Here is a 21,941-nt window from a genome sequence, read left to right as displayed (position 1 = left end):
TTTATTCATTATCTGATAAATAACAACTCTCTATATTTTACTAATGGCCAGTCTTCGTTGTCCACGTATAACTCCAACTTATCAACTGCATACCTAATCATATCAAAATACTCCCCTTTCACTTCATCACAGTAGGAAATGGCTTTCTCTCTATATGATTCTTGTTTATTGGCTATTTTACGTGCATCTATCATTTTTAGAATGTCCGCTTTGAGCTGACTGGCATATTTTGATACTTCCTTGATCGTTTTGATAACCTCCGCATTATCAATTCCCAACTGTTGAAGTCCTTGCGCATTCTGGATCAGTTTGTTTTGATAAGCTACTGCTATTGGAAGAATATGATTCAACCCTAGATCTCCCATTACACGAGACTCAATCTGAATCTTCATAATGTAGTTTTCTAACATGATTTCATGTCTCGCTTGAAGTTCCATCTCTGACAAAACTTTCATTCGCTTAAACACATCTACAGTTTTCTTAGATATGAAAGCGTCCATAGCTCTAGCCGTGTCTCTTGTATTTGAAAGTTTACGTTTTATCGCTTCTGTTTGCCACTCTTTGGAATGACCGTCTCCTTCAAATAGTATCTTTTTAGAGTTCGATACATATTCTCGGAGAAGATTGATAATTGCAATTTTGCGCTCGGTTCCTGCGTCTAAATCTTTGTTCAGTGTCTTGTAGAATTCTGTTAACTGATCAGCAACTATCGTATTTAGCACTGTGATAGGATTAGATACGTTGACACTAGATCCTACAGCTCTAAATTCAAATTTATTTCCTGTAAAGGCAAAAGGAGATGTTCTATTACGGTCTGTATTATCTAAGATGATTTCAGGAATCTTGTCTATTCCTAGTTTCATGTAAACATTATCACCCTTGTCTAGCTTAATATCTTTATTCTTTTGAAGGTTTTCTAAGACCTTAGAAAGTTGCTCCCCTATGAATACCGACATAATCGCTGGAGGTGCGTCTTGCTCTCCTAGTCTCATGTCATTACCTGCTGTAGCGACACTTGCTCTTAACAGATCTGTATGCTCGTATACGGCTCTGATCGTACAAATGAAGAAGATCAAAAATTGAAGATTTTCACGAGCACTATTACTGGGTTGGAACAAGTTAATTCCCGTATCAGTACTCAAGGACCAATTGTTGTGCTTACTGTTTCCATTTAAGGTTTCGAATGGCTTATCATGGAAAAGTATTCTAAGGTTGTGCTTAGAGGCGACACGATCCATTACATCTTTCAATAATTGATTATGGTCAGCAGATTTATTGGCCTCTTCGTGCATCGGTGCACACTCAAACTGAGAGGGGGCTACTTCATTGTGACGGGTTTTTACAGGTATGCCTAAGCGGTGGGCTTCGTATTCGAATTCTTTGATAAACTCAAGCATCCTTGGAGATATCCGTCCGAAATAATGATCGTCTAACTGATGTCCTCTGGCAGGATTATGTCCAAATACAGTTCTATTAGCCATCACTAAATCTGGCCGAGCCTCAAAGAGTGCTTTGTCTACTACAAAGTACTCCTGCTCCCATCCTAGATATGGAGTGACGTGTGTGACATTTCTGTCGAAAAGCTTACAAATACGCGTAGCAGCTCGATCTAGGGCATCCATAGATTTGAGCAAAGGAGCCTTATAGTCCAAAGACTCACCTGTAAATGCTACAAATACGGTAGGAATACATAATGTGGTATCCATTATAAAAATTGGAGAACTTGGATCCCAAGCTGTATAACCACGAGCTTCAAACATGCTACGAATACCTCCACTTGGAAACATCGATGCATCTGGTTCTTGCTGTACTAGTTCCGACCCTTTGAATTCTTCTATTCCTTGCTGGGGATTGAAAAACGTGTCATGTTTCTCGGCTGTAGCTCCTGTTAAAGGTTGAAACCAATGCGTATAATGTGTCACACCTTTGGATATCGCCCATGTTTTTACTGCTGATGCGATGGCTTCCGCCGTTTCTATCTCTATTTTTTTACCTTGCTTGATAGCAGCAGCTACTTTCTCATAGGAGTCTGAGGATAATGACACCCTCATCTGCTTGAGACCAAAAGCGAGTTCTCCAAAATAATCTGATACCTTCCCTGCGGGTATATCAAAACCTACTTTGGATCTTGACTGAATATGATCCAATGCTTTGAATCTTAAATGTGCCATCTACTAGTGCTTTGAGTTAAACTTCAAAACTATAGAATCACTGATTGCACTACGTAGTTTCGGCTGTTTTTTCATAAAATATCTAATGAAGCTCCCAGACCCAAGGGTACTGGGTATCATTGGGATTGTATTTCTACTCAATCCAAAGAGCTGGAAATGAAACCAAAAGAGCCATCACCTTGCTATTAAAATGGCATCTCTATATCTCTCTGTAAGAGTGGAATCTTTTAGACTGAATGAAGTTAGTTTTGCGCCATGAACTATTATTATCATGCCGATCCTAAGTCTGATCTTACTCTTAGTAGTGAAGAATCATCTCACGCTATCAAAGTGCTTCGAAAAAAAACTGGTGATACTATTCATCTGATGGATGGTCTCGGTCATAGCTATGAGGCTAGGATCACTGATGATAATTTCCGCAGATGTAAGTTCGAGATCGTCAGTACAGAGAAACATGATAGAAAACCGTTTTCTATTCATATAGCTATCGCTCCTACGAAAAACATTGATCGTATCGAATGGTTCGTGGAAAAAGCTTGTGAACTTGGTGCTGATAGAATTAGCTTCATTGATACTAAAAGAACGGAGCGATCTAAAGTCAAAATCGATAGACTGGATAAAAAGGCTATCAGTGCTATGAAACAGTCTAAGAGTTTTTGGAAGTGCCAAATTGATGAAATAACGACTTTTAGCAACTTTATCAAGGAGCCTTTGACGGGTCAAAAATTCATCGCCTTCGTGGAAACAGGAAGCGAAGTGGCTTTTAACAAAATGATCCAAACTAATATGGATAGTATCATCATGATAGGTCCTGAGGGAGATTTTACGTTTGACGAGGTCAAATCGGCTCAAAATCAGGGCTTCCAAACTACTAATCTGGGAAAGAACATTCTAAGAACTGAAACGGCAGGTATAATAGCTGCTCATACTGTGAATATTATCAATGGATATTAATTGCAGTATATCGGCTAGCTTTGCCGCACATTTTTCAATATCAAATTCTATAAGATGAACGCAGAAATACACACCGCTAAAGGTGTAATGAAAGTGGAGTTTTATGATCAAGATGCTCCTAATACGGTGAAAAATTTCACTGACCTTGCTAAAAAAGGTTTTTACGATGGTTTGACTTTCCATAGAGTGATTCCTGATTTTGTAATTCAAGGCGGATGTCCAGACGGCACTGGTGCTGGTGGACCTGGGTATAAAATCGATTGTGAACTAGACGGTGGTAACCAATACCATGATAGAGGTGTTCTTTCGATGGCTCATGCTGGTAGAAACACTGGTGGATCTCAGTTCTTCATCTGTCACAGTAGAAACAATACTTCTCACTTAGATGGTAACCATACTTGTTTTGGTAAAGTAGTAGAGGGTGTAGATATCGTGGACGATATTAGACAGGGTGACAAAATCGAAAAGATCGTAGTTGCTGACTAAAATGTCATTCTAGAAACTTTCCGAAGGTTTAACGTTCGGAAAGTTTTTTTCCTAGAACTAATTACGGACAGTCTCCCTCCCTAACATCATACTCCTTATTCCCAACTACGCACTTCATTCTCCCGAAACCATACTTTGAATTCCCCAAAGCATACTTTCAATTATTTTTAACACTCCTACGCTAGCTAAATAGACATTATTATTTCCTTTTCACCTAGTTTAAGTTCCTCAAAGCGTACTTCAGACTCCCGAAAGTGTACTTCATTTCTGAAAGACAATACTTCAAACTCCTAAGACTGAAATCACATTTCATTTTCAATATCTTCTAGTGTTGAATATAGTTGATTTAACATCCACTGTCTCGCATTACACTTTTCGGCTATTTCAATTGATCTTAGACTGTTATTGAGGGCCTTTTCATATTCTTTTTGAGCTAAAAAGACTTTAGCAATACCATTTAAGGCGTAAAACAACGAAGAATTGAACGCAATGCTCTTATTGTAATTATCTATTGCTCTTTGATACGAATTATTTTCGTAATGCACATTGGCAAGTTGATAGTAAAACTCTCCAACAGAAGCTGGGAAATATTTGTTAATTCCCTCTTCGAGAATTAACAAATCCTCTTCTCTACCGCGACTAGTGTAGTAATAAATAATATTGCTTAGAAAATAAGGGTGAATAGAAATTGAAACTGAATACCTATCTGATAATTCTCTGTAATGAGCTATTACTTCATTTGCACTTTCGAAGGATATAAATTGTTCTTTTGATATACTCCAACCATTAAAAATATCCTCGAATGATTTCTTTATAGTTGGTAAACCTACTGAATTATGGTTCTCCATATTAAGATTAAAGTATTTCCATTTTTTATTCTTCGGAAAATACTTTTCTAATACAGAAACGTATTTATCAATACCCATATCGGGAATATTTGAAGACGAAATATAGAATAAAGATGATATCGACTTCATAGTTCTATATACTGAATCAGCTTGATTGGCCATTTCGTATTCACCCACCCATAATGCAGGATCTATAGCAATATAAGCATCAAAGTCATCTGGTTTTTGAAGGAAAAAATTTGTCACAAATAACCCTCCTACAGAATGCCCTATAATGACATTATAATTCGCGGTTCGATACACACTGTCTATATAGGGTTTCAATTCATCTGATATAAAACGCATAAAGTTCCCTGCATTTCCTTTTGTTCCATTTTTAAGATTTGTTGGTGTACAGTTTCTTTTATACTTAGAAGCACCCTTATCTGAAATACCTACGACAACGCACTCAGGCATTTTACCGCTCACACTGGAAGCCAATTCAACCAATCCAGTGACATAATGAAAATTATAGTCTCCATCTAACAAGTAAATAACAGGGTAAGTACTTATTTCATTAAAACAGTAAGTAGATGGAAGATAAACTTGAAACTCTCTTTCTTCACCTAAATAGCTAGAAACAATTTGACTTCTATGACCAATACTGATTCGATTTAATTCATTCTGTCCAAGAAGAATGGTACAATGAGATATCAGTATGATAAACGAAAAAAGAGCTTTCATTTTTCTATGTTTTAAAAATTCATTTAGCATGATTAGACAAAGCCATATATTGCCATCATCTTAATCTCAAATCTAGATTCTTTTTTATGAGTTGAAATAGTTGTAAAGCTATTTCAATGACCCAGAGTGGATATCCCCTTAAAAATCCAATAACTGAAAGAGTAAGCTGAATTATAAAAATGGAGTATTTAGAAGCCCATCAGGGTAGTTTATAAATAACAAAACCACCAATCTATTAGTGGTCTAATATCTTCTCCGATCTGTGGCTATCTACCACCATGTAAAACATGGCGGGGGCTGACCATGTTTTCTAAAGCTCAGTCTCTTAACGACCATGATCGAGATTGTGTAAAATCCCTTATCAAAGCTTTCTTGTTTCAAAAGGATATGCAACAGCAATTGGCTCAATAAAAAAACCACCAACCTTTACAGATCAGTGGTTAATTTCTTGCTTGACGTAAAGTACCAGCTGCAAGCTGGCACTAGCCATTTACTTTTTTTTACTTGCGCCAGCGGGGCGATTGGGTGGCAGAACAAATCGATAATGGCTCTTTCTTGAATGTGTCTACCTTTCTTCTTTTTGAATTCCGTAGGATTTATTTTTCAATAGGAAAATCAAGTAATTCGGATAAACTTATTTCCAAGCCTTTTGAGATAAGGTATAGCATACTGGCGGAAACATTTACTTCTGCTCTTTCTACCCGTCCTATTTGCTCATCGTGGTTATTAATCTTAGCTGCTAATTGTATTTGGGTCATGTTTCGACTTTTTCGAATCTCTTTGATTCGATTGCCTAAAGCGATTAGAAATTCTTGTTCCCTTTTTTTCATGACGGAAAATTCCATTCTACTAACAATTCTAAAAACGACATATGTAGTATTTCGTGAGGCAACTAAATTGTAGGGGTATACTGTGATGGAAATATCTATTTCAAAAGATTTATTATTGGCTCTTATCAAAGAGGATATTAAAATCAACTATTTACATTGGTCTTTCGAAAATGTGGGGTAACATGTCCTATGAGTTTTCCTGATTTAAGCTTAATCATTTTTCAATATTGTCAAATCAATATTGAAGCGGAAGGTAGTGAGGTAGAGGGGTATTATGAATTTTTAGATTCGTTTAGGGGCTTAACTTTTTCTGAACTGGTTGAAAAATTAGAGGGACTTGGTATTGATGATGTGACTAGTTGGATGAATTTTCATGTATTTGTGCCTTGATCTATTTATGAGGCTGGGGTTTAGAAATTATGGTATGGTAAGAGAGGTGTCTCTAATTCTATGTCTATGAATCTAAAAAGTCCAGAGGGTATGTCTATGGTGACTGTAGTGGGGTCTGATGTGTGGTATTGAGTATTGTCTACTAGGTCTACTATTCGTTTTGGTTTTATTAGTGTTGTATTGATGTTTACTTTGGCGTGTTTATCGCTTGGGTTGATGTAACCGCTGTCTATAAGTGTCAATCTGAGGTGGGTTGGGCTTGACTGAGCTACTACCCACGCTACTTCGCCTGTGACTGTGATTGGTAGTTGCTTTGCTGCTTTTTTGATGTCTTCTTGTACTGTGTTGTAGAATTTATCTGCTGGGTATTTGGTGCTTCCGTCTTGGGAATAGTAGTGATATCCGTCTGTGATGTACTCTATGGTTTTGCCTTTGTAGAGTGGATGTAGGTGATCTTCCAGTTTTCCTCTTGAGGGGTTTTGTTGGGCAAATATTCCTTGTTGTACAGGTGCGATTAGTACCATTCCATGGTTATAGGGTGGTAGATAGTTGAGTCTTCGGTCTTTTACTCCTGCTGCGTATGTGGAGAAGTCCCATTTGGTGTTGGGTGCTCCTGGCCATGTTCCATTGAGTCTACTAAAGACCATAGGGTTGGCTGCTTCTGTTTCTTGATCGTAGAATGTAATCCATTTGACGTTGTTTCCTTGATCGAGGTAGCGTTGGTTTGGTTGAGTGATCCCAATAAATACGGGTGATAGACTTAGTAGCTCGTTTCTCTTGGGTATGTAGAGGGCTCCTTTTGCTATTAGTTCCCAATAGAAACTCATGTAGTCTTGGTCTACAGAGAAGTTGTTGGTGTAGGTGGCTCCCGAGGCTAGGCTATATATCATCTGTCTTAGAAAATGATTGGGTAGCATCTGGTGTGAGTGCTGCCTGAGTCGGTCAAAGCTGGTGTTGTCTCTAGCGCATCTTGCACCCCAGCTGTCTACGGCTCCGCTTAGCCAGTATCCCATTCTGCTGGCTATGCTTAGTTCCATTGATTTGTCTGTGGTTTCTTCCATACCTGGTATGAAGATGTCGTGGTATTGGCCTGACAGCATCTGATCCCACAATTCCATATGGGCTATGGATTGCCAAAACGTGTGTTTGGTTCGTATGTAAATATTTGCGTCTTTTTTGGTTTCTTGGATGTACTGTGCTAGTGGGTAGAATAGGTCTTGTAGTACCCATTCGAAGTCTTGGTCGTGTTTTTCTAATTCGGGCCAAATGAGAAGGGTCTTTTTGTTTCCTGATGCGTCTATTATTTCCTTTAGTGTTTGTAGACTATGGTAGTAGGGGTCGTTTCCGTGGCCTCCCCAAGTGGCGATGCCGGGATGTCCTTCGTATTGTGGTAGAATAAGATCTAGGATTTGCTGCTGAGTGTAGTCGTATTTCTTTCGTTTGTCTCTTTGGCTTCGGTATTTCTGATTTTCTAATTCATTTCTGTTCCAGTCTTGTGGTGCTTGGGCATGTTTTTTCCATACGTAGTTGAGGAATACTGGACTGCTGTATTTGTTTTTTATGTTTTGGGCTACTTTTTTGGTGGCTGGTGTACTTTGGGTTTGTTCTGTGAGGTATATGGCTAGTGGGTCGCGTTCGTAGTGGGGTTTAACGAATGTTTTTAGTGCTTGTCTATAATGATCGGTGTTGCGTCGTATGGCTGATATATTACCTAGTGGTGTGATGTTTTTGAATTGTGTTTTCCAATGGTTTTTGGTGGGGTCTATGATATGAATGCTGGTTCCTCCTGATTGGGTACTGGCTAGTATTATTTTATTATTGGTTTTGTCTCTCCACATGTCGTTGTAGGAGTATGGGTTGTCTATGATTTCTATTTGGGTTAGGTTTCTTGATGGTGGCAATAGACATATTCTTGATCCGAAGAGTATGAAGTATTTATAGGTGTTTTGGTCTGGAATGACTTCTGTTTGTGCTACTCGATAACCGAATCGATCTATTTGATTTTGAATTGTGTTTAATTGAATTTTGTGCTGAATTTTTGATGATATATCAAATTGTGTGAAGGTAGCGTCCTTGATATTGGTACTGGTTCCACTGATGAGTTCGTCTGTTCCATCTTGATTGATATCGACTATTTTGACATCTCCTATTGGCGCTCCTGCTTGATTTTTTTGTGATAGGTATGGGGTATCTGCTAATGGGTGGAACAGGTAGATTGATCCTTTGGATTGTATACTGTTAATGCTACCTTGTATCATGAGTATTTGGGTTCCATTGGATTTTGACATTGGACGTAAAAAGTTCGCAACAAACCGATTGTCTTCTGGTTTGACTGTTTTTCCCCATGGTTTGTCGATACCGAAATTTTCGGTATCGAGTTTTTTGACAAGTTGGCCTTTGGGATCTAGATAATAGATTTTCGTATCGTACCCTCCGCAGACTATGTATGTGCGGTCTTGATCAGTTTTGATTGTGCATACTGCGTACATGGGCGCTTCATTTTGTCTAAATGACCAGAGTGTTTGCCCGTTTGAGTTGATGGCGTAGATGGTTCCGTCTGCGTTGGCCGCGAATATTTCGTCTATTCCATCTTGGTCAATATCTCCGCACCAGAGGTCATGATTCATATAGCCTGACAGTTTGCTTTCCCATAATATTTTACCTTCATAGGTGATGGCTAATATTCTACCTTCATAAGTGCTGGCGATGATATGGGTTTGTTTTTTGATATGGGCTACGCGAACTTTTGTAATGGTATGTTGCGTGTCTATGCTATATACTGCTGAATTGTGCTTGGTGTTTTGAGTCGATGTATGAGATACTGTAGTTAGGTTTTTGTCTTGTCTAGTTTCTGGCACTAGGGCTTGTGCTGGTTGAGTGAGTTGCATTTGGCTCATACTGAGCAAGAAGATTATTATTCTTTTCATCTTAGGAGTATTGCTTCGTCTATAACTGTAAATAGAGTGTTTAAAGGTTCTTCTTCCTATTCTATTAGGATATAATGTGTGACTTAGGGTTAATTAATCTTCTTTATGCATTGGAATCCTATATCTGATCAACTTCAAATCAATCATCTTACTACGTTTTGATCAATCACTTAGTGGTGTGATACGCTTCTTTTTCAAAGCCCCTTGGTTTATTGTGTTTTTAGGCTTTTTGTTTTTAAAGCTCTCATTACAAGGTTACGATACATAATGCGGGTTCGGTTCGATTATATGTGAATTGTGCATTGAATGAGACATTGTATAGTAAGGTATGGGTAATAATCAGGTGGTTTTTAATTTTGAAGACGATGAATTTTACGCTTGGTGATGAGCATACTTTATTTTTTGGACCTTTTGGGTCTTACTTATGATAATTTCTGTTCTTTTTTCTCTTGTTGAAACTACTGTTTATGGTAAATAACATTAAATCTATTTGGTGTCTTTTAGGTTCTATATTTTCTTGTCTTTTGGGTTTTTCACAAAATTCTCATTCTGTCGTGCCTAGGATCAGTGAGGGTGCGGTGAATATTCTATGGGTGTATGTGGAAGATACTAATCCTTGGATGAGTTGCTATGGGGATAGTGTTATTGAAACGCCGAATATCGATAGACTGGCTAGCGATGGCGTGAGGTTTGACAGAGCTTATGTGACTTCTGGTGTTTGCTCTCCTACTCGCTCTGCTATTATTACTGGGATGTATCAGACTTCTATTGGAGCTCATGAGCACTATAGTTCGTTTAGTGAGTGGAGGGGTACTGTAATGGAGAGTTGGGATCCTAATCATCTTGGCGTTAGGACTTTGCCTGAGATGTTCAGGGCTGCTGGTTATTATACTTTCAATGAGGGTAAGGAGCATTATAATTTTGTTTACCAAAGTGAGGATTTGTACGATCACAAGGGTAAAAAAGAGGGGTTTAAAGGTGCTGTAAATGGTTCTGAATGGACTGGTCGCAAGAGTGACCAACCGTTTTTTGGACAAATTCAACTTAAGGGTGATAAATTCCATAATCCTCCTAAGGTGGTAAGACCTGAGGAGGTGAGTGTGATGCCGTATTATCCTGATAAGAAAGTTTTTAGGGAGACTATTGCTAATCATTACAATACGATATCGAAACTGGATGAAATCGTAGGGAATATCATGAAGAGATTGAGTGAGGATGGTTTACTTGAAAGTACGGTTGTATTTTTCTTTTCGGATCATGGCTGCAAATTACCTCGTCATAAACAGTTTTTATACGAGGGTGGTATTCGGGTACCATTGATTATTGCTGGGCCTAATATTCCTTCTAATGGGGTGAGGGATGACTTGGTTAGTAGCTTAGATATTAGTGCTACTTCTCTTGCTTTGGCTGGTATTGATATTCCGGATCATATTCATGGCATGGATTTATTTGAACCAAGTTTTCATAGGGACTATGTAGTGGCAGCTAGGGATCGGTGTGATTTTACTATAGATCGAATCAGGTCTGTGACTTCTAGACGGTATAAGTATATTAGAAATTTCATGACTGACAGGCCTTATATGCAACCTAATTATAGGAGTGAATGGGGCATCATGAAAACGTTAAGGGATATGTATGATAATGGTGAGTTGAACAAGGTTCAGGCTCGATTTGTTGACGATATTCGCCCTGCTGAGGAGTTTTATGATTTATTGGAAGATCCGCATGAGACTAATAACCTTATTCATTCATATGATCGTGATCATGCAATAGCACTGGCTGAGCATCGTGATATATTGTATCGATGGATCATCGAGACTGATGATAAGGGGCGTTTTCCTGAGTCAAATGATGCTTTAAGGGCGGTCTTGCAACGATGGGGTGACAGGGCTGTGAATAAGGAGTATGAAAGAGTAAGGGAAGAGCAGTAAAATTGAAGTATGGTATTGTTTTTCTGATTCATTTATTGTCTCTATTTGTTAAAATGACGGGCAGTCTCACTTAAAATACGGAGAGCAACATCGCTTGGTGCTTGATTGGCGTTCTTAGCTGTAAATTTTATTTTAAGTGATAATGGTAAAAAACTTAGTTATAGTACTAGCTATCTTGGCTTCGTCTGTTGTAATATCTTGCTCTCGCTTGAATGGTGCTTCGAAAAACGACTCTATTACTAAAGGTAATTCTCGTCCTAATATCGTCTTGCTTTTTGTGGATGATCAAGGATGGGGGGATTTGGAGTATAGAAGGGATTATTTCGAGACTCCTAATTTGGCTGAGTTTAAGGCTCAGGCTGTTGATTTTACTAGGGCTTATATTCCTACTCCTACGTGTAGTCCTAGTCGTGCTTCTTTGGCTACTGGTAAGGAGGCTGCTCGGTTGCAGATGGTGAGACATATCGGTCATGAAAATACTGATGGCTCTAATGATAGTAAGTACAGCTTTTGGAAGAAGGATCCTGTACAGATGCCCTCTATTAATTGGCTTCCTCTGGAGGAGGTTACTTATGCTGAAAAGCTGAGGGAATATGGGTATTACAATGCTTTTGTTGGTAAATGGCATCTTGGTCATGAACCTTTTCACCCGATTCATCAAGGATGGGATATTATGTATGGTACTGGTAATGCTGGTCATCCTAAAAGCTATTATTATCCTTTTTTCAATGGTTCAGAGCTAAAAGATAGAAAAGATGGTGAATACTTGACTACCGTTTTAACTGATGGTGCTATTGAGTTCATCGAGGGTTATAATGATGAGAGGCCTTTTATGTTGTCACTTTGGTACTACACGGTTCATGGTCCTTTTGTGGGTAGAAAGGATTTGTTGCAAAAGTATATAGATAAAGGATTGCCGAAGGCGGAGGCTCACTATGCTGCTATGGTTGAAGCTATGGATGAGTCGATTGGGAGGGTTCGTGAGGCTATTGAAGATAAGGGCATTTCTGATAATACTGTGGTTATCTACTTGTCGGATCAGGGTGGTAAGTTTTCTAATGCGCCATTGAGTGGTGGAAAGATCGGGGGTAATACCTTGGGTGAAGGTGGCGCTAGGGTTCCTTTTATGATGTATTATCCTGGGGTGTCTGTGGCAGGTTCTGAAATCAATACTCCTATCCAGAGCATTGACTTGTTCCCGACATTGATGGAAATAGCTACAGGTCACCCTTATGAGGATAATAATATTCAGGGGCAGAGCTTGTTACCATTGATCAGAGGCGAAAAGCCGAAGAGTAGTAGACAGTTGTTTTTCTTTAGGAGCTACGAAGATCAGCGGTCGGCTGTGATTGAGGGGGATTGGAAGTTGATTAGGTATCATAGTGGTAAGTATCAACTTTTTAATGTGGCAGATGATATTAGCGAACAAAATAATCTGATCGATATGGAGTCTGAACTGGCGGAGAGACTCAAAGTGGATTTGGCGAAATGGGAGGCTGAGGCTATCCCAGCTAACAATGGCTCTTTAATATTGGATTAGTAAGGAATTAGGTTTTCAACCCGCTTTATGGAAGTGAATATATACTGGGTATCTTGACTATCTTTAGTTCTGATACCTAAGTATATATTATCTACTGTAGGGTGGCAGAACTTCTTGCTTAGTGGTATTCGTTGTCCGGTTTTAAGTTCTTTTTTTTAATTTTTTATTTCTGATTTTTGATAAAAATTCTGTGCTCATCCCTAGAAATGAAGCTAATGCGTATTGAGGAAGTCTCATAACTACCTGTGGATATTTTTCCATGAATAAGTCGTATCGCTCTTCTGCTGACTGGGTAAGGTTAGAAATCATCCTTCTTTGTTGAAATGCCAACCCTCTTTCTGCCATTCTTCTTATCACAGATTCAATTTTGTGATTTGTATCGCAGAGATGTTTTTCTTTTTCACGACTTATTTTCAGTATAACGCTGTCTTCAAGTGCTATTACAAACATGGTGGCAGGCTGCTGGTATATGTAACTATTGTAATCGCTTATCCACCAATCTTCTATGGCAAATGACGTGGTGTGGTCTGATCCATTATCCCCTACCACAAACGACCGAAAGGCGCCTTTTACGACATAGTGTTTATGCTTTGCTGTAAATCCTGGCTGTACTATATACTGTCTTTTTTTAATCTTAACTTCTTCAAATGCTTCTATATAGATCTTTATTTCTTCTTGATTCAGCAACTCAAATTTTCTAAGAAAATTTGACAGTTTTTCTTGGGATTCTTCACTCATTAACTGCTAACAAATTTAATATTCTAAAATAGAATTTGTCAACGAATTTTATACTACTCAGATGGCTAATCCCGCTTTATTCATTAGAATATTTATTCCGATTTTAAACAACTTCAAGTCAATCGTCTCACTAAGTTTTGATCAATCACCGTAGCGGTCCTACGCCTCTTTCTCAAAACTATCTGATTTATAATTATTTAATATCTCATTACTAAGTTCAAATACATAAAGAGGGAAATATTATTTTTAAAGAAAATGCTGTTGATTATTGACTTAGTTTGTTTGTATATAAGAATAAAGGTTCACTTCGATATTTTCGACATGAACCTTCTTTGGAATAGATTTAACCAGTACATTTTTCTATCCTTATTTCAAAAACAGATTGATAACTGATTAGCTACGGTAGTATCAATTTAACTTCTATTTATTGTTTAGTGCTTCTAATAATTCGGATGGCTCTACTCTATATCTATAGTCCCCTCCTTCTGATTTAGCGAATGATACTTCTCCGTTTTGTTCTATTATAAACACTGCTGGTATAGGAAGTTCGCTTCCTTCTTCTGAGTAAAAGCTGTCAAAGTCGTATCCTAACTCGGTCATCTTTTCTAGAGATTTCTCTGGATTTGGATGTACAGTTGTAAATTGTTTTGCGACTTTGTTACTTGTATCGCTGAGGACATGATATTGCAGTTCGTTTTTCTGTTTGATGTTAAGTGATTCGTCAGGAGTCTGAGGTGAAATGGCTATCATAGTTGCTCCTGCTTCTTGAATTTGAGGGAGAATGGACTGATATAGGTTCAATGCCAGATTACAGTATGGACACCAAGTTCCTCGGTAAAAGGTCAAAACTACTTTTTGAGATTTTAGTACCTCTGATAGACTTACTTGTTTGTTTACTGCATTAGGTAGTACAAAGTCTGGGGCTAAGTCTCCCACCTTGAGTTTTAAAATTGAACTGTGCTTTCTTTGCAATTCCTTTGCATCGTTATTCCAAGTTTCTAGTGCTTCGGCAGGAAGCATGGTTGACAGGTTGTTTCTTAGTTCTTTGAGGGCTTCTTTGTATGATTTTTCTAATGCGTTTTCCATTGTCAGAATTTTGAATGTTTATTTAATTGTTACATCACAAAAGTCTCCTGATTTTAAACCAATAGAAATGAACTAAAACAAGAAAAGAGGTTGAACTAGTTCAAGATTACATTGAAGTAGCTTGTCTTTTCACTGTTAAAAATTGCACATTTCTTCAATTACCATGTTATTGAACTCTTCATGAAATTTGAATACTCCTGATATATTGATAAATGCTTTTTCATTTAGTTGTCTTGTTGGCCGAACTCTTAAGAAACTAATACTTATTAGTTTCTCGGGCTTAGGATATTGACTTTATGGTTTAAGCATTACTTCCATAGGATACCGAACCACAGGATAATTTGATAGGGGCAATTCCTTATGTCTCTGAAACAATTCTCTCTAATTCTAAAAAGTGTAGATGACGGCTGGCCAAGGGTTGTTTAAATGTGTTCTCGGAAATTTTCTCACCTAGAGGTAATAAATAATACTACTGAAATTTTAATGCTTTATTTGGTTCATCGGTGTCTAGAATATTTTGTGCGCTGCCTATATACTTATTGTTTCTGAGAGTAATATTCTTAGAGTTCCTTATCCGTAGAACTGGATTTTCTGGGTATAGAGAGGGAAAGGTTTGGGAGTCTGTAAATGTATTTCCTTGTACAAGTAGGCTATCTGTATTATTGATTTCTAATATATAGTTGTCAAAGTGATTGAATGTATTATTGATAATTTTGATATTCTTGAAGGCTATATTTTTGTTATGATCATCTGTCACGAGTCTAATAACCCCTCTGTTTTGACCACTGTGTAAACAATCTTGAAAAGTGTTGCCATCTATTGTTAAATCTACAGCGCTTCCTGATTCATACCAGTGATTACTCTCTACTGGAATTAAAATTGCTTCCATCTCTGATCCAAAGAAGTTATTTCGAATTATTGTCTTTTTAGGTGATGAGAGCAACACCCCTCTTGCTCTATTTCTGCTGATATCACAATTCTCTATTAATACTTCTGGATATGCGTCTAGGTTTTCTATGAGGTCTCCTGATTGTATGCTTTTGGGAATTTCTTCTTTAAAGGTTAGTATTTGATATCTTGAGTTAATTTTTTGCACCCTTTGTAGGGTTAGCTTTTCATACGGAAAAAAGGATTCCTCTAATCTAACTAGCCCTATAGCATCGCCTTGTTTTCCTATCACAAACGCTTGCTGCTGATAGTGCCCCATTCTGACTCCTAGTTGATTCTTATTAAGTACATCTATTACTTTCTGGTAGGTTCCGTGCACGTTGGTGGCGTCATCGAGTTGCTGATGAAAAGTACAGTTGGTGAGTTCTACTTTCCCTCTACAACCTACAAAATGTGTAGCGTCGGCCGTTGTTGACACCATTCTACCTTGGGAAGGGACTACATTGAATTTGTCCAGATACAGGTTGGAAGAGTTCTCTGCGATTAACCCCATACCTCCTGCGTGATGTACTGTCATATTACTAATATGAAGCTGATCTGTAAATGTGACTCGTATGGCTGGGGCTAGTCGATTGTCTTTTTGTTCTCCTTTACAGACTAGTATTTTGCCTACTTCTGGCATTTTCTTCTTGTGTCCTACTATTCTTACAAGACTTGGTTCTAATTCTTCTACGATTAGCCGGTTTTGTGAACCTATGACTTTCATTTCGGGACCTCTCAGGTCTCTTTCGTATTTATATTTTATATTATTGACGTTTCTTTGAGTAATATTTCGATCATAAATGGTCAATGGGGTGTAGGATTCTGTGTTAAACGATATGGCTTTTCGTACTGGGTCATAGAGTATTGTTTGTCCTATGGTATGTTCGTAATATTCTTTGATGAAAATCAACTGACCATTTCTTATCTCATAGGGATATTCTTGAGGTATCTTTATATCAAAAGTTTTTTTCTGCAAATCATTGGCAACAACAATTGCTTCACTATGAAATGACTGCTCCCAGTCTATAGTGATATTTTTTAATGTCACATTTTTACAATGATCAATCAAAAATGGCACCATTCGTCCATGAAAAATAAATTTAGAGTCCTGTCCGTCTATGGTGATGTTCTCTATTTTTTCGATAGGAAAAGCTGTACGAATATTGACGTCATTATGATTTGAGATATGCATATAATACTCTAACGCTTTGTCTGGATAGAAATGGTAAATCCCTTTCTCAAATGTAATCTTGGAGATACCTGAGTCTCTGCCTGCCATTATCTTTCTAAGTACTGTAGGCGTGGCATCGTCTGCTATTCTAGTATCAAAGTATAGCTCGATAGATCCTTTCGATTGAATACAAGAAATCAATGTTAATATTAGAATTACGTGCTTCGGGAGCGTCATGATTGAGTTGTTATGATTTATAACTTGATACGAACTGTCCTTTCCTACTTCATATAGTCTATTCAAAAAGTCAACCTGAATACTAGGTAGATATCTGATATAGATGACGCTGGTCTTAACAAATCTTTCTTACCTAGAGAAAACTTATTGAGGCTTTACTTCAATAAATTTTGTTTCATATGGCTGTATTACAAATTCAGAATTGAGCTTAGTGCCATCCCATAAGTTTTTAAGCGTTATGCTATTTGCACCTTTCAGCTGAAGCTTAAGGGAGGCTTCGGTTTTGCCTAGATTTACTATTGAGACTACGTGATTTCCTTCCTGATTCTCAATAGTTTTCCATGTACATCCTTTTATGTTATCTGCTGGTGTTTCGGTTAAAGAAATACTAGGCATACTACCTTTTTTATCTACTTCAGCTAGTATTGCGATCTTCATTGATGCTAAGTTTTTGATTAACGTCGCTCCTTGTAAACCTTTAATGGCACGGCCGTATTGATCCATTTTAAAACTTTCTTCGTCAATAAATACTTTTCCTCCTGCATCTATATAGGATTGTACTGCTGTGATGTCTTCAGCTTTAACGTAAGGGGTTTTATAAATTGCTACAACATCCCATGCATTAGGGCTTTGTTCTTCTATGATGCCATGTGTCATAAACCCTAATGGAACTCCTTCGAAGTTTAAAGCTTCATATAGTTCAAAGACATCATCCATATGTGCTTTTTTATTGACTGCTGATGCTTTGGTATAATAAATTCTAATTGGTTTGCGTAATCTCTGCATAGCCATGACTTCCTCTGCATAGGCATTGGCATCCATGAAGGTTCGATGTACTTCATTGACTACTCTAGGTTGTTGATTATTGGACCCTGCGTATCCATTTCCTGATTGTTTTCGAATGCTCCCGCCTTCTCGCCTTGCCCAAAACCAAGTTTGGGTGGCCGTCATTCCACTGGTTAAGGCCAACCAGTAGGTCGACCTGACATATTGTGAGTTTTGATACAAGTCTCTTGATCTTACTGTACTTAGATAATGTCCTTCAGTGTTGTACATTATTTTATTGGGACTTACTGACTTAAAAAAATCATGAGACATAGATAACTCTCTCCAGTCGTATTGATAATGTTCCATCCATTCTTGCTTTTTCCACATATGGTTGTATTCTGCGGCACAGTCATTACCTATGATATCACTCATACGGGTCAGGGCTTCCATATCTATTCCACTTCCTCTGTTATTTTCTGTCCACAGGTTGGGCATTACCTTGAGGTGTACTTTGGCATTTGGATCTAGCATTTTAATTTTTTCTTTCATGAACATATACCAGTCTGATACACGATACATATTGAAAGTGGTCCAATCGTACCACATTGGGGTACCTAATAATGATTGATCTATTGGAATTTCTATATCTACTGAATTAAAACTGCTAAAATAAGTTTTCCAGAGTGTGTTGAGAGAGTCGATTGACTTATGCTTTTTTGATAACCAATCTCTAAATTTTTCTTTGGTATAACTTGATACTGGTCCACTTGCCCAATCTAGTTTATCTCCTTTTTTAGAGGTATAAAAATGTGGCTCGTTGCATAGCATATATCCTAACTCTGAGAATTTCTTATTAGCCATTTTTGGAACTGTAGCTTCTAGCAAATAACCCATCATTTCTCTTGCTCCTGGGTTATCTATATCGTACTCGGTATAGCGTACATTTTTAGCTATTTCGAATTCTTCTCCGTACTTCTTCTTGGCCCAGTTCGGAGTTCCTTTATGATTGATAAATATAAAACCTAGTGAACCATTGGGTTTAGACTTTAATTCGTTAATTACTTTTGGTTTGATGCTACCATGTTCATTCTGAATCTGAGATGGAGAAATAAAAAAGCCGTCTTGATTTCCATGATATTCAGTGAGCCTTTCTATACGAGGTTTCCATGTCCAGTCAGCTAAAAATACTGGTCTATTGTCAAAGGTGATCTGATCTCCTTGGTGAGATGACTGGGACCAATCAACATTTGGGGTTTGTTTTCTACTTACTTCTCCTTTGATCAATTGGTTCAAAAAATCAATGGACTCATCTAACATTTTAATTACTTCCTGCCTTTCAAAGTCAGGAAGTAACTTAGCTACCTCTTCGGACTTGTTCTTATATTCTGCTACAGACTTAAATTCTTTTATATTGATGTCTAAGTTTTGCTCATCCCATTCTGCATACTCTAAGAAAACTTCTGCCGTACGGACTGTCATTTTCTCTCTTAATACATCGATCTTCTCTTTTTCAGCTTTTTTGATAAGGGTATTGAGCTGATCGATTTTTTTGTACGCTTCACTTTCTAATTTGCTGGCTGATAACTCTGGTACTACCAATGCCAACATTAGTATTATACCGAAGATTTGTCCCTTCATGCTTTTCTTATCCTTTGTATTAGTCAATTCGAATAATGTGACTTTCCTGTTCTGTTTCAGTACGAACTCTGATAGCATACATTCCATTTTGAAACCTACTCTTGTTCAGTATAATCACTTCTTTAAGCTTATCTTCATGTCGAAATACTACTTTTCCTAAAAGGTCTATCATTTCTATCTCTATCTTTTTTCTAATAGCTGGTAACTTGATCTCAACCCAATCTCCAGTCACTGGATTGGGAGAGATACTGATCTTTTGAGTTTTTTTTGTTTCCACAGCTGTAGTAGTATTCGAAGCATCTTGTACCTCCAAGAACTTGACATCATAGGGTTTCATGGAAAATGTTTTAGGTATAGATGTGCCGTCTAACATATTGATTATCTGTGTTCCGTTGATAGCATCTTTTATTGTCAAATCGATTTCTGCTTCTGTTTTTCCTAAGTTAACTATAGATACTACGTACTTCCCTTGTCCATTTTCAATAATCTTCCATGTACAACCTGATACTCCAATACTATTTGTCTCTTTCAACAATACCTTTGGGGTGAGGCCTTTTTCTTCAACTATTTGTAATGCAGAAGATTTAACCGCATCTCTCCCATTTACATTACTAGCTCCAATAATTGAATTAGATCTTGACCTTCCATATTCATCTTTTTTGAGACTTTCTCCATCTAGAATTACCTTCCCACCCTTGTCTATGTATTTTTGTAATACTTCAATATCTGCTCGGGTAGCGTACTCTGTCTTATATACTAGGATAACGTCCCAATCTGCTTGATTTTCATTTTCCAATATTCCTTGTGTAGCAAAACCAAGTGGAATACCTTCAAAAAATAGGTCTTCATATAACTCGAATAGGTCATCCATGTGTTTTGCCTTATTAATTGCTGAAGCCTTTGTATAGTAAATCCTTATAGGCTTCCGCTGACGTTGGTATGCCATGATTTCCTCTGAAAAGGAGTTTAGATCCATTATGGTTTTGTGTACCTCATTGGTAACCCATGGCTGTTGATTGTTTGACCCTGCGTAACCTTTGTCTTTATCATTTCTAGGACTACCGTCCTCTCTTCTGGACCAATACCATGTCTGTGAGGCTGTCATTCCTTGTGTATGAGCTAGCCAATATGTAGCACGACTGTATTTGGGGTTCTGATATAAATCTCTCGATCTTACGGTGGACAAGTAATGTGCTTCTGTGTTGTACATTATTTTTTGAGGACTAATGGACTTATAGAAATCGTGTCCCATTGACATCTCTCTCCAATCAAATGCATAATGATCCATCCATTCTTCTGTCTTAAACATATGATTATATAATGCACCTGCGTCGTTTCCTATTATACCGCTCATCCTTGTAAGGGCTTCCATATCTATACCATGCCCTCTGGTATTTTCCGTCCATAGATTAGGCATCACTTTAAGATGAACTAGACCTTCTGGATCGTGGGAGAGAATTCGATCCTTTATAAATTGATACCAGTTTGTGACACGGTATTGATTGAATAATACCCAATCATACCACATCGGTTTACCAATATTGGATCGATCTATAGGGATTTCGATTGTTACATCATCAAAACTGCTAAAACTAGTTCCCCATAATAGATTCAGGTCTGCTATAGTCTCATGCTGTGTAGATAACCAATTTTTAAACTTATCAATAGTAAACGTAGAGACAATGCTGCTGGCCCAATCGAGTTTACTACCGGTTTTTGTTGTATAAAAATGAGGTTCATTACAAAGCATATATCCTAGCTCTCTGTACTTCTTCCCTATCATATCTGGGACTGTCCCGTCTATGAGAAACCCCATCATCTCGCGAGCTCCAGGATGATCTATATCGTACTCTGTGTATCTTGCGCTATTGCGAATTTCGAATTGATCTCCATACTCCAACTTAGCCCAATCCGGAACTGATCTGTGATTGAAGAAAACAAACCCCAAACTACCATCAGGTTTACTACTGAGGTTATTTAATACCCAAGGGGTAATTTTACCGCTTTTGTTATTTACTACTGATAGAGGTAAGAAGTAACCATCTTGCTGACCATGAAATTCTTTTAACTTATCGATTGAGGGCTTCCATGTCCAGTCTGCTAAAAAAACGGGTCTGCCTTGATAGGTAATTTGATCCCCATCTAGAAAAGCCTGATGCCAATCGACATTTGGAGTAGTCTTTCTCACCACTTCTCCCTTAATGACAGCCTGTAGTTCTTTTATTCCAGATTCCAACATATTGATGACATTCTGACGTTCCCAATCAGGAAGTAGGTTTGCCATTTCTGAGGCATTGTCTTTGTAGGGTTGGACAATAGAAAAGTCTATCTCATTTTTAGATACATTGTCTTGATCATATGCAGCAAATTCTAAAAATACTTCTGCTGTTCTTATGGTCAATCTATCACGGAGAACATCTATACCTTGTAACTGAGCTTCTTCTATCAGCAACTTATATTCCTCTATGCTAGTGGTTGCTTTTTCTGTAAGTGTCTGTGCGTATAAGTTAATACTCAAGTTCAAATAAATACTTATCAAACAAACCAGTCTAAAAAGCGGTTGAAAATCCATA

14 protein-coding genes are annotated in these 21,941 nt (G+C 37.7%); 5 read left to right on the top strand and 9 right to left on the bottom strand.

Annotated elements, in window-relative coordinates; all coding sequences use genetic code 11:
• Nucleotides 1–8: 8 nt before the first annotated feature.
• Nucleotides 9–2,171, bottom strand: a complete 2,163-nt coding sequence (locus tag DKG80_RS10035) for a glutamine synthetase III family protein (RefSeq protein ID WP_109831210.1) — start codon at nt 2,169–2,171, stop codon at nt 9–11.
• A gap of 255 nt (nt 2,172–2,426) precedes the next feature.
• Between DKG80_RS10035 and DKG80_RS10030 the strand changes: the two genes are divergently transcribed.
• On the top strand, nt 2,427–3,125 hold the full coding sequence (locus tag DKG80_RS10030) for an RsmE family RNA methyltransferase (protein WP_109831209.1): 699 nt from the start codon (nt 2,427–2,429) through the stop codon (nt 3,123–3,125).
• A gap of 54 nt (nt 3,126–3,179) precedes the next feature.
• Nucleotides 3,180–3,611, top strand: a complete 432-nt coding sequence (locus tag DKG80_RS10025) for a peptidylprolyl isomerase (protein WP_109831208.1) — start codon at nt 3,180–3,182, stop codon at nt 3,609–3,611.
• A 302-nt stretch (nt 3,612–3,913) separates the two neighbouring features.
• On the opposite strand, the gene DKG80_RS10020 is transcribed toward DKG80_RS10025, so the two are convergent.
• Nucleotides 3,914–5,182 carry an alpha/beta hydrolase-fold protein gene (locus DKG80_RS10020; RefSeq protein ID WP_162555804.1) on the bottom strand — a complete coding sequence of 423 codons (1,269 nt, stop codon included), beginning with the start codon at nt 5,180–5,182 and terminating at the stop codon, nt 3,914–3,916.
• Between the two features lie 596 nt (nt 5,183–5,778).
• A complete protein-coding gene (locus DKG80_RS10015; RefSeq protein ID WP_109831292.1) occupies nt 5,779–6,012 on the bottom strand; it encodes a helix-turn-helix domain-containing protein in 234 nt (77 codons plus the stop codon).
• Nucleotides 6,013–6,201: 189 nt separating this feature from the next.
• On the opposite strand from DKG80_RS10015, the gene DKG80_RS21305 reads away from it, so the two are divergent.
• Complete coding sequence (locus DKG80_RS21305) at nt 6,202–6,402, top strand: hypothetical protein (RefSeq protein WP_109831206.1); 201 nt, start codon at nt 6,202–6,204, stop codon at nt 6,400–6,402.
• A gap of 20 nt (nt 6,403–6,422) precedes the next feature.
• Here the strand turns inward: DKG80_RS21305 and DKG80_RS10005 are convergent, their stop codons facing one another.
• On the bottom strand, nt 6,423–9,329 hold the full coding sequence (locus DKG80_RS10005) for an outer membrane protein assembly factor BamB family protein (RefSeq protein ID WP_109831205.1): 2,907 nt from the start codon (nt 9,327–9,329) through the stop codon (nt 6,423–6,425).
• Between the two features lie 554 nt (nt 9,330–9,883).
• Between DKG80_RS10005 and DKG80_RS10000 the strand changes: the two genes are divergently transcribed.
• On the top strand, nt 9,884–11,260 hold the full coding sequence (locus DKG80_RS10000; RefSeq protein WP_162555803.1) for a sulfatase family protein: 1,377 nt from the start codon (nt 9,884–9,886) through the stop codon (nt 11,258–11,260).
• A 142-nt stretch (nt 11,261–11,402) separates the two neighbouring features.
• Nucleotides 11,403–12,800: a sulfatase gene (locus tag DKG80_RS09995; RefSeq protein ID WP_109831203.1), complete on the top strand. Its 1,398-nt coding sequence runs from the start codon at nt 11,403–11,405 to the stop codon at nt 12,798–12,800.
• 141 nt (nt 12,801–12,941) lie between these two features.
• Here DKG80_RS09995 and DKG80_RS09990 read toward each other — a convergent pair whose 3' ends face one another.
• The 5 genes from DKG80_RS09990 to DKG80_RS09970 all read right to left on the bottom strand — a co-directional run bounded on the left by DKG80_RS09990 (nt 12,942) and on the right by DKG80_RS09970 (nt 21,940).
• The gene (locus DKG80_RS09990) at nt 12,942–13,538 is read right to left on the bottom strand and encodes a Crp/Fnr family transcriptional regulator (protein WP_109831202.1); all 597 of its coding nucleotides are present in this window, start codon (nt 13,536–13,538) and stop codon (nt 12,942–12,944) included.
• Nucleotides 13,539–13,958: 420 nt separating this feature from the next.
• Nucleotides 13,959–14,624 (bottom strand): peroxiredoxin-like family protein, encoded by a 666-nt coding sequence (locus DKG80_RS09985; protein ID WP_109831201.1) that lies wholly within the window; start codon nt 14,622–14,624, stop codon nt 13,959–13,961.
• Between the two features lie 469 nt (nt 14,625–15,093).
• Entirely contained in the window at nt 15,094–16,962 is a 1,869-nt protein-coding gene (locus DKG80_RS09980; RefSeq protein ID WP_109831200.1) for an alpha-1,3-galactosidase-related protein, read from the bottom strand.
• Nucleotides 16,963–17,106: 144 nt separating this feature from the next.
• A complete protein-coding gene (locus tag DKG80_RS09975; RefSeq protein ID WP_162555802.1) occupies nt 17,107–19,446 on the bottom strand; it encodes a beta-galactosidase in 2,340 nt (779 codons plus the stop codon).
• Nucleotides 19,388–21,940, bottom strand: a complete 2,553-nt coding sequence (locus DKG80_RS09970; protein ID WP_109831198.1) for a T9SS type A sorting domain-containing protein — start codon at nt 21,938–21,940, stop codon at nt 19,388–19,390. Before DKG80_RS09970 ends, DKG80_RS09975 begins: the two co-directional genes overlap by 59 nt.
• Nucleotide 21,941: the final 1 nt, after the last annotated feature.

This window comes from Reichenbachiella versicolor (assembly GCF_003171675.1).
GTDB lineage: Bacteria > Bacteroidota > Bacteroidia > Cytophagales > Cyclobacteriaceae > Reichenbachiella > Reichenbachiella versicolor.
Note: the sequence above shows the minus strand (reverse complement) of the source record. Positions and strands in the feature narration are given on the sequence as shown.

Bases quoted from the DNA above. Each gene is read 5' to 3' on its own strand.
- DKG80_RS10035 (WP_109831210.1), bottom strand. From the start codon at position 2,171: ATGGCACATTTAAGATTCAAAGCATTGGATCATATTCAGTCAAGATCC.
- DKG80_RS09970 (WP_109831198.1), bottom strand. From the start codon at position 21,940: ATGGATTTTCAACCGCTTTTTAGACTGGTTTGTTTGATAAGTATTTAT.
- DKG80_RS09990 (WP_109831202.1), bottom strand. From the start codon at position 13,538: ATGAGTGAAGAATCCCAAGAAAAACTGTCAAATTTTCTTAGAAAATTT.
- DKG80_RS09975 (WP_162555802.1), bottom strand. From the start codon at position 19,446: ATGCTATCAGAGTTCGTACTGAAACAGAACAGGAAAGTCACATTATTC.
- DKG80_RS21305 (WP_109831206.1), top strand. From the start codon at position 6,202: ATGAGTTTTCCTGATTTAAGCTTAATCATTTTTCAATATTGTCAAATC.
- DKG80_RS09980 (WP_109831200.1), bottom strand. From the start codon at position 16,962: ATGACGCTCCCGAAGCACGTAATTCTAATATTAACATTGATTTCTTGT.
- DKG80_RS10025 (WP_109831208.1), top strand. From the start codon at position 3,180: ATGAACGCAGAAATACACACCGCTAAAGGTGTAATGAAAGTGGAGTTT.
- DKG80_RS09995 (WP_109831203.1), top strand. From the start codon at position 11,403: ATGGTAAAAAACTTAGTTATAGTACTAGCTATCTTGGCTTCGTCTGTT.
- DKG80_RS10030 (WP_109831209.1), top strand. From the start codon at position 2,427: ATGAACTATTATTATCATGCCGATCCTAAGTCTGATCTTACTCTTAGT.
- DKG80_RS10020 (WP_162555804.1), bottom strand. From the start codon at position 5,182: ATGAAAGCTCTTTTTTCGTTTATCATACTGATATCTCATTGTACCATT.
- DKG80_RS10005 (WP_109831205.1), bottom strand. From the start codon at position 9,329: ATGAAAAGAATAATAATCTTCTTGCTCAGTATGAGCCAAATGCAACTC.
- DKG80_RS10015 (WP_109831292.1), bottom strand. From the start codon at position 6,012: ATGAAAAAAAGGGAACAAGAATTTCTAATCGCTTTAGGCAATCGAATC.
- DKG80_RS09985 (WP_109831201.1), bottom strand. From the start codon at position 14,624: ATGGAAAACGCATTAGAAAAATCATACAAAGAAGCCCTCAAAGAACTA.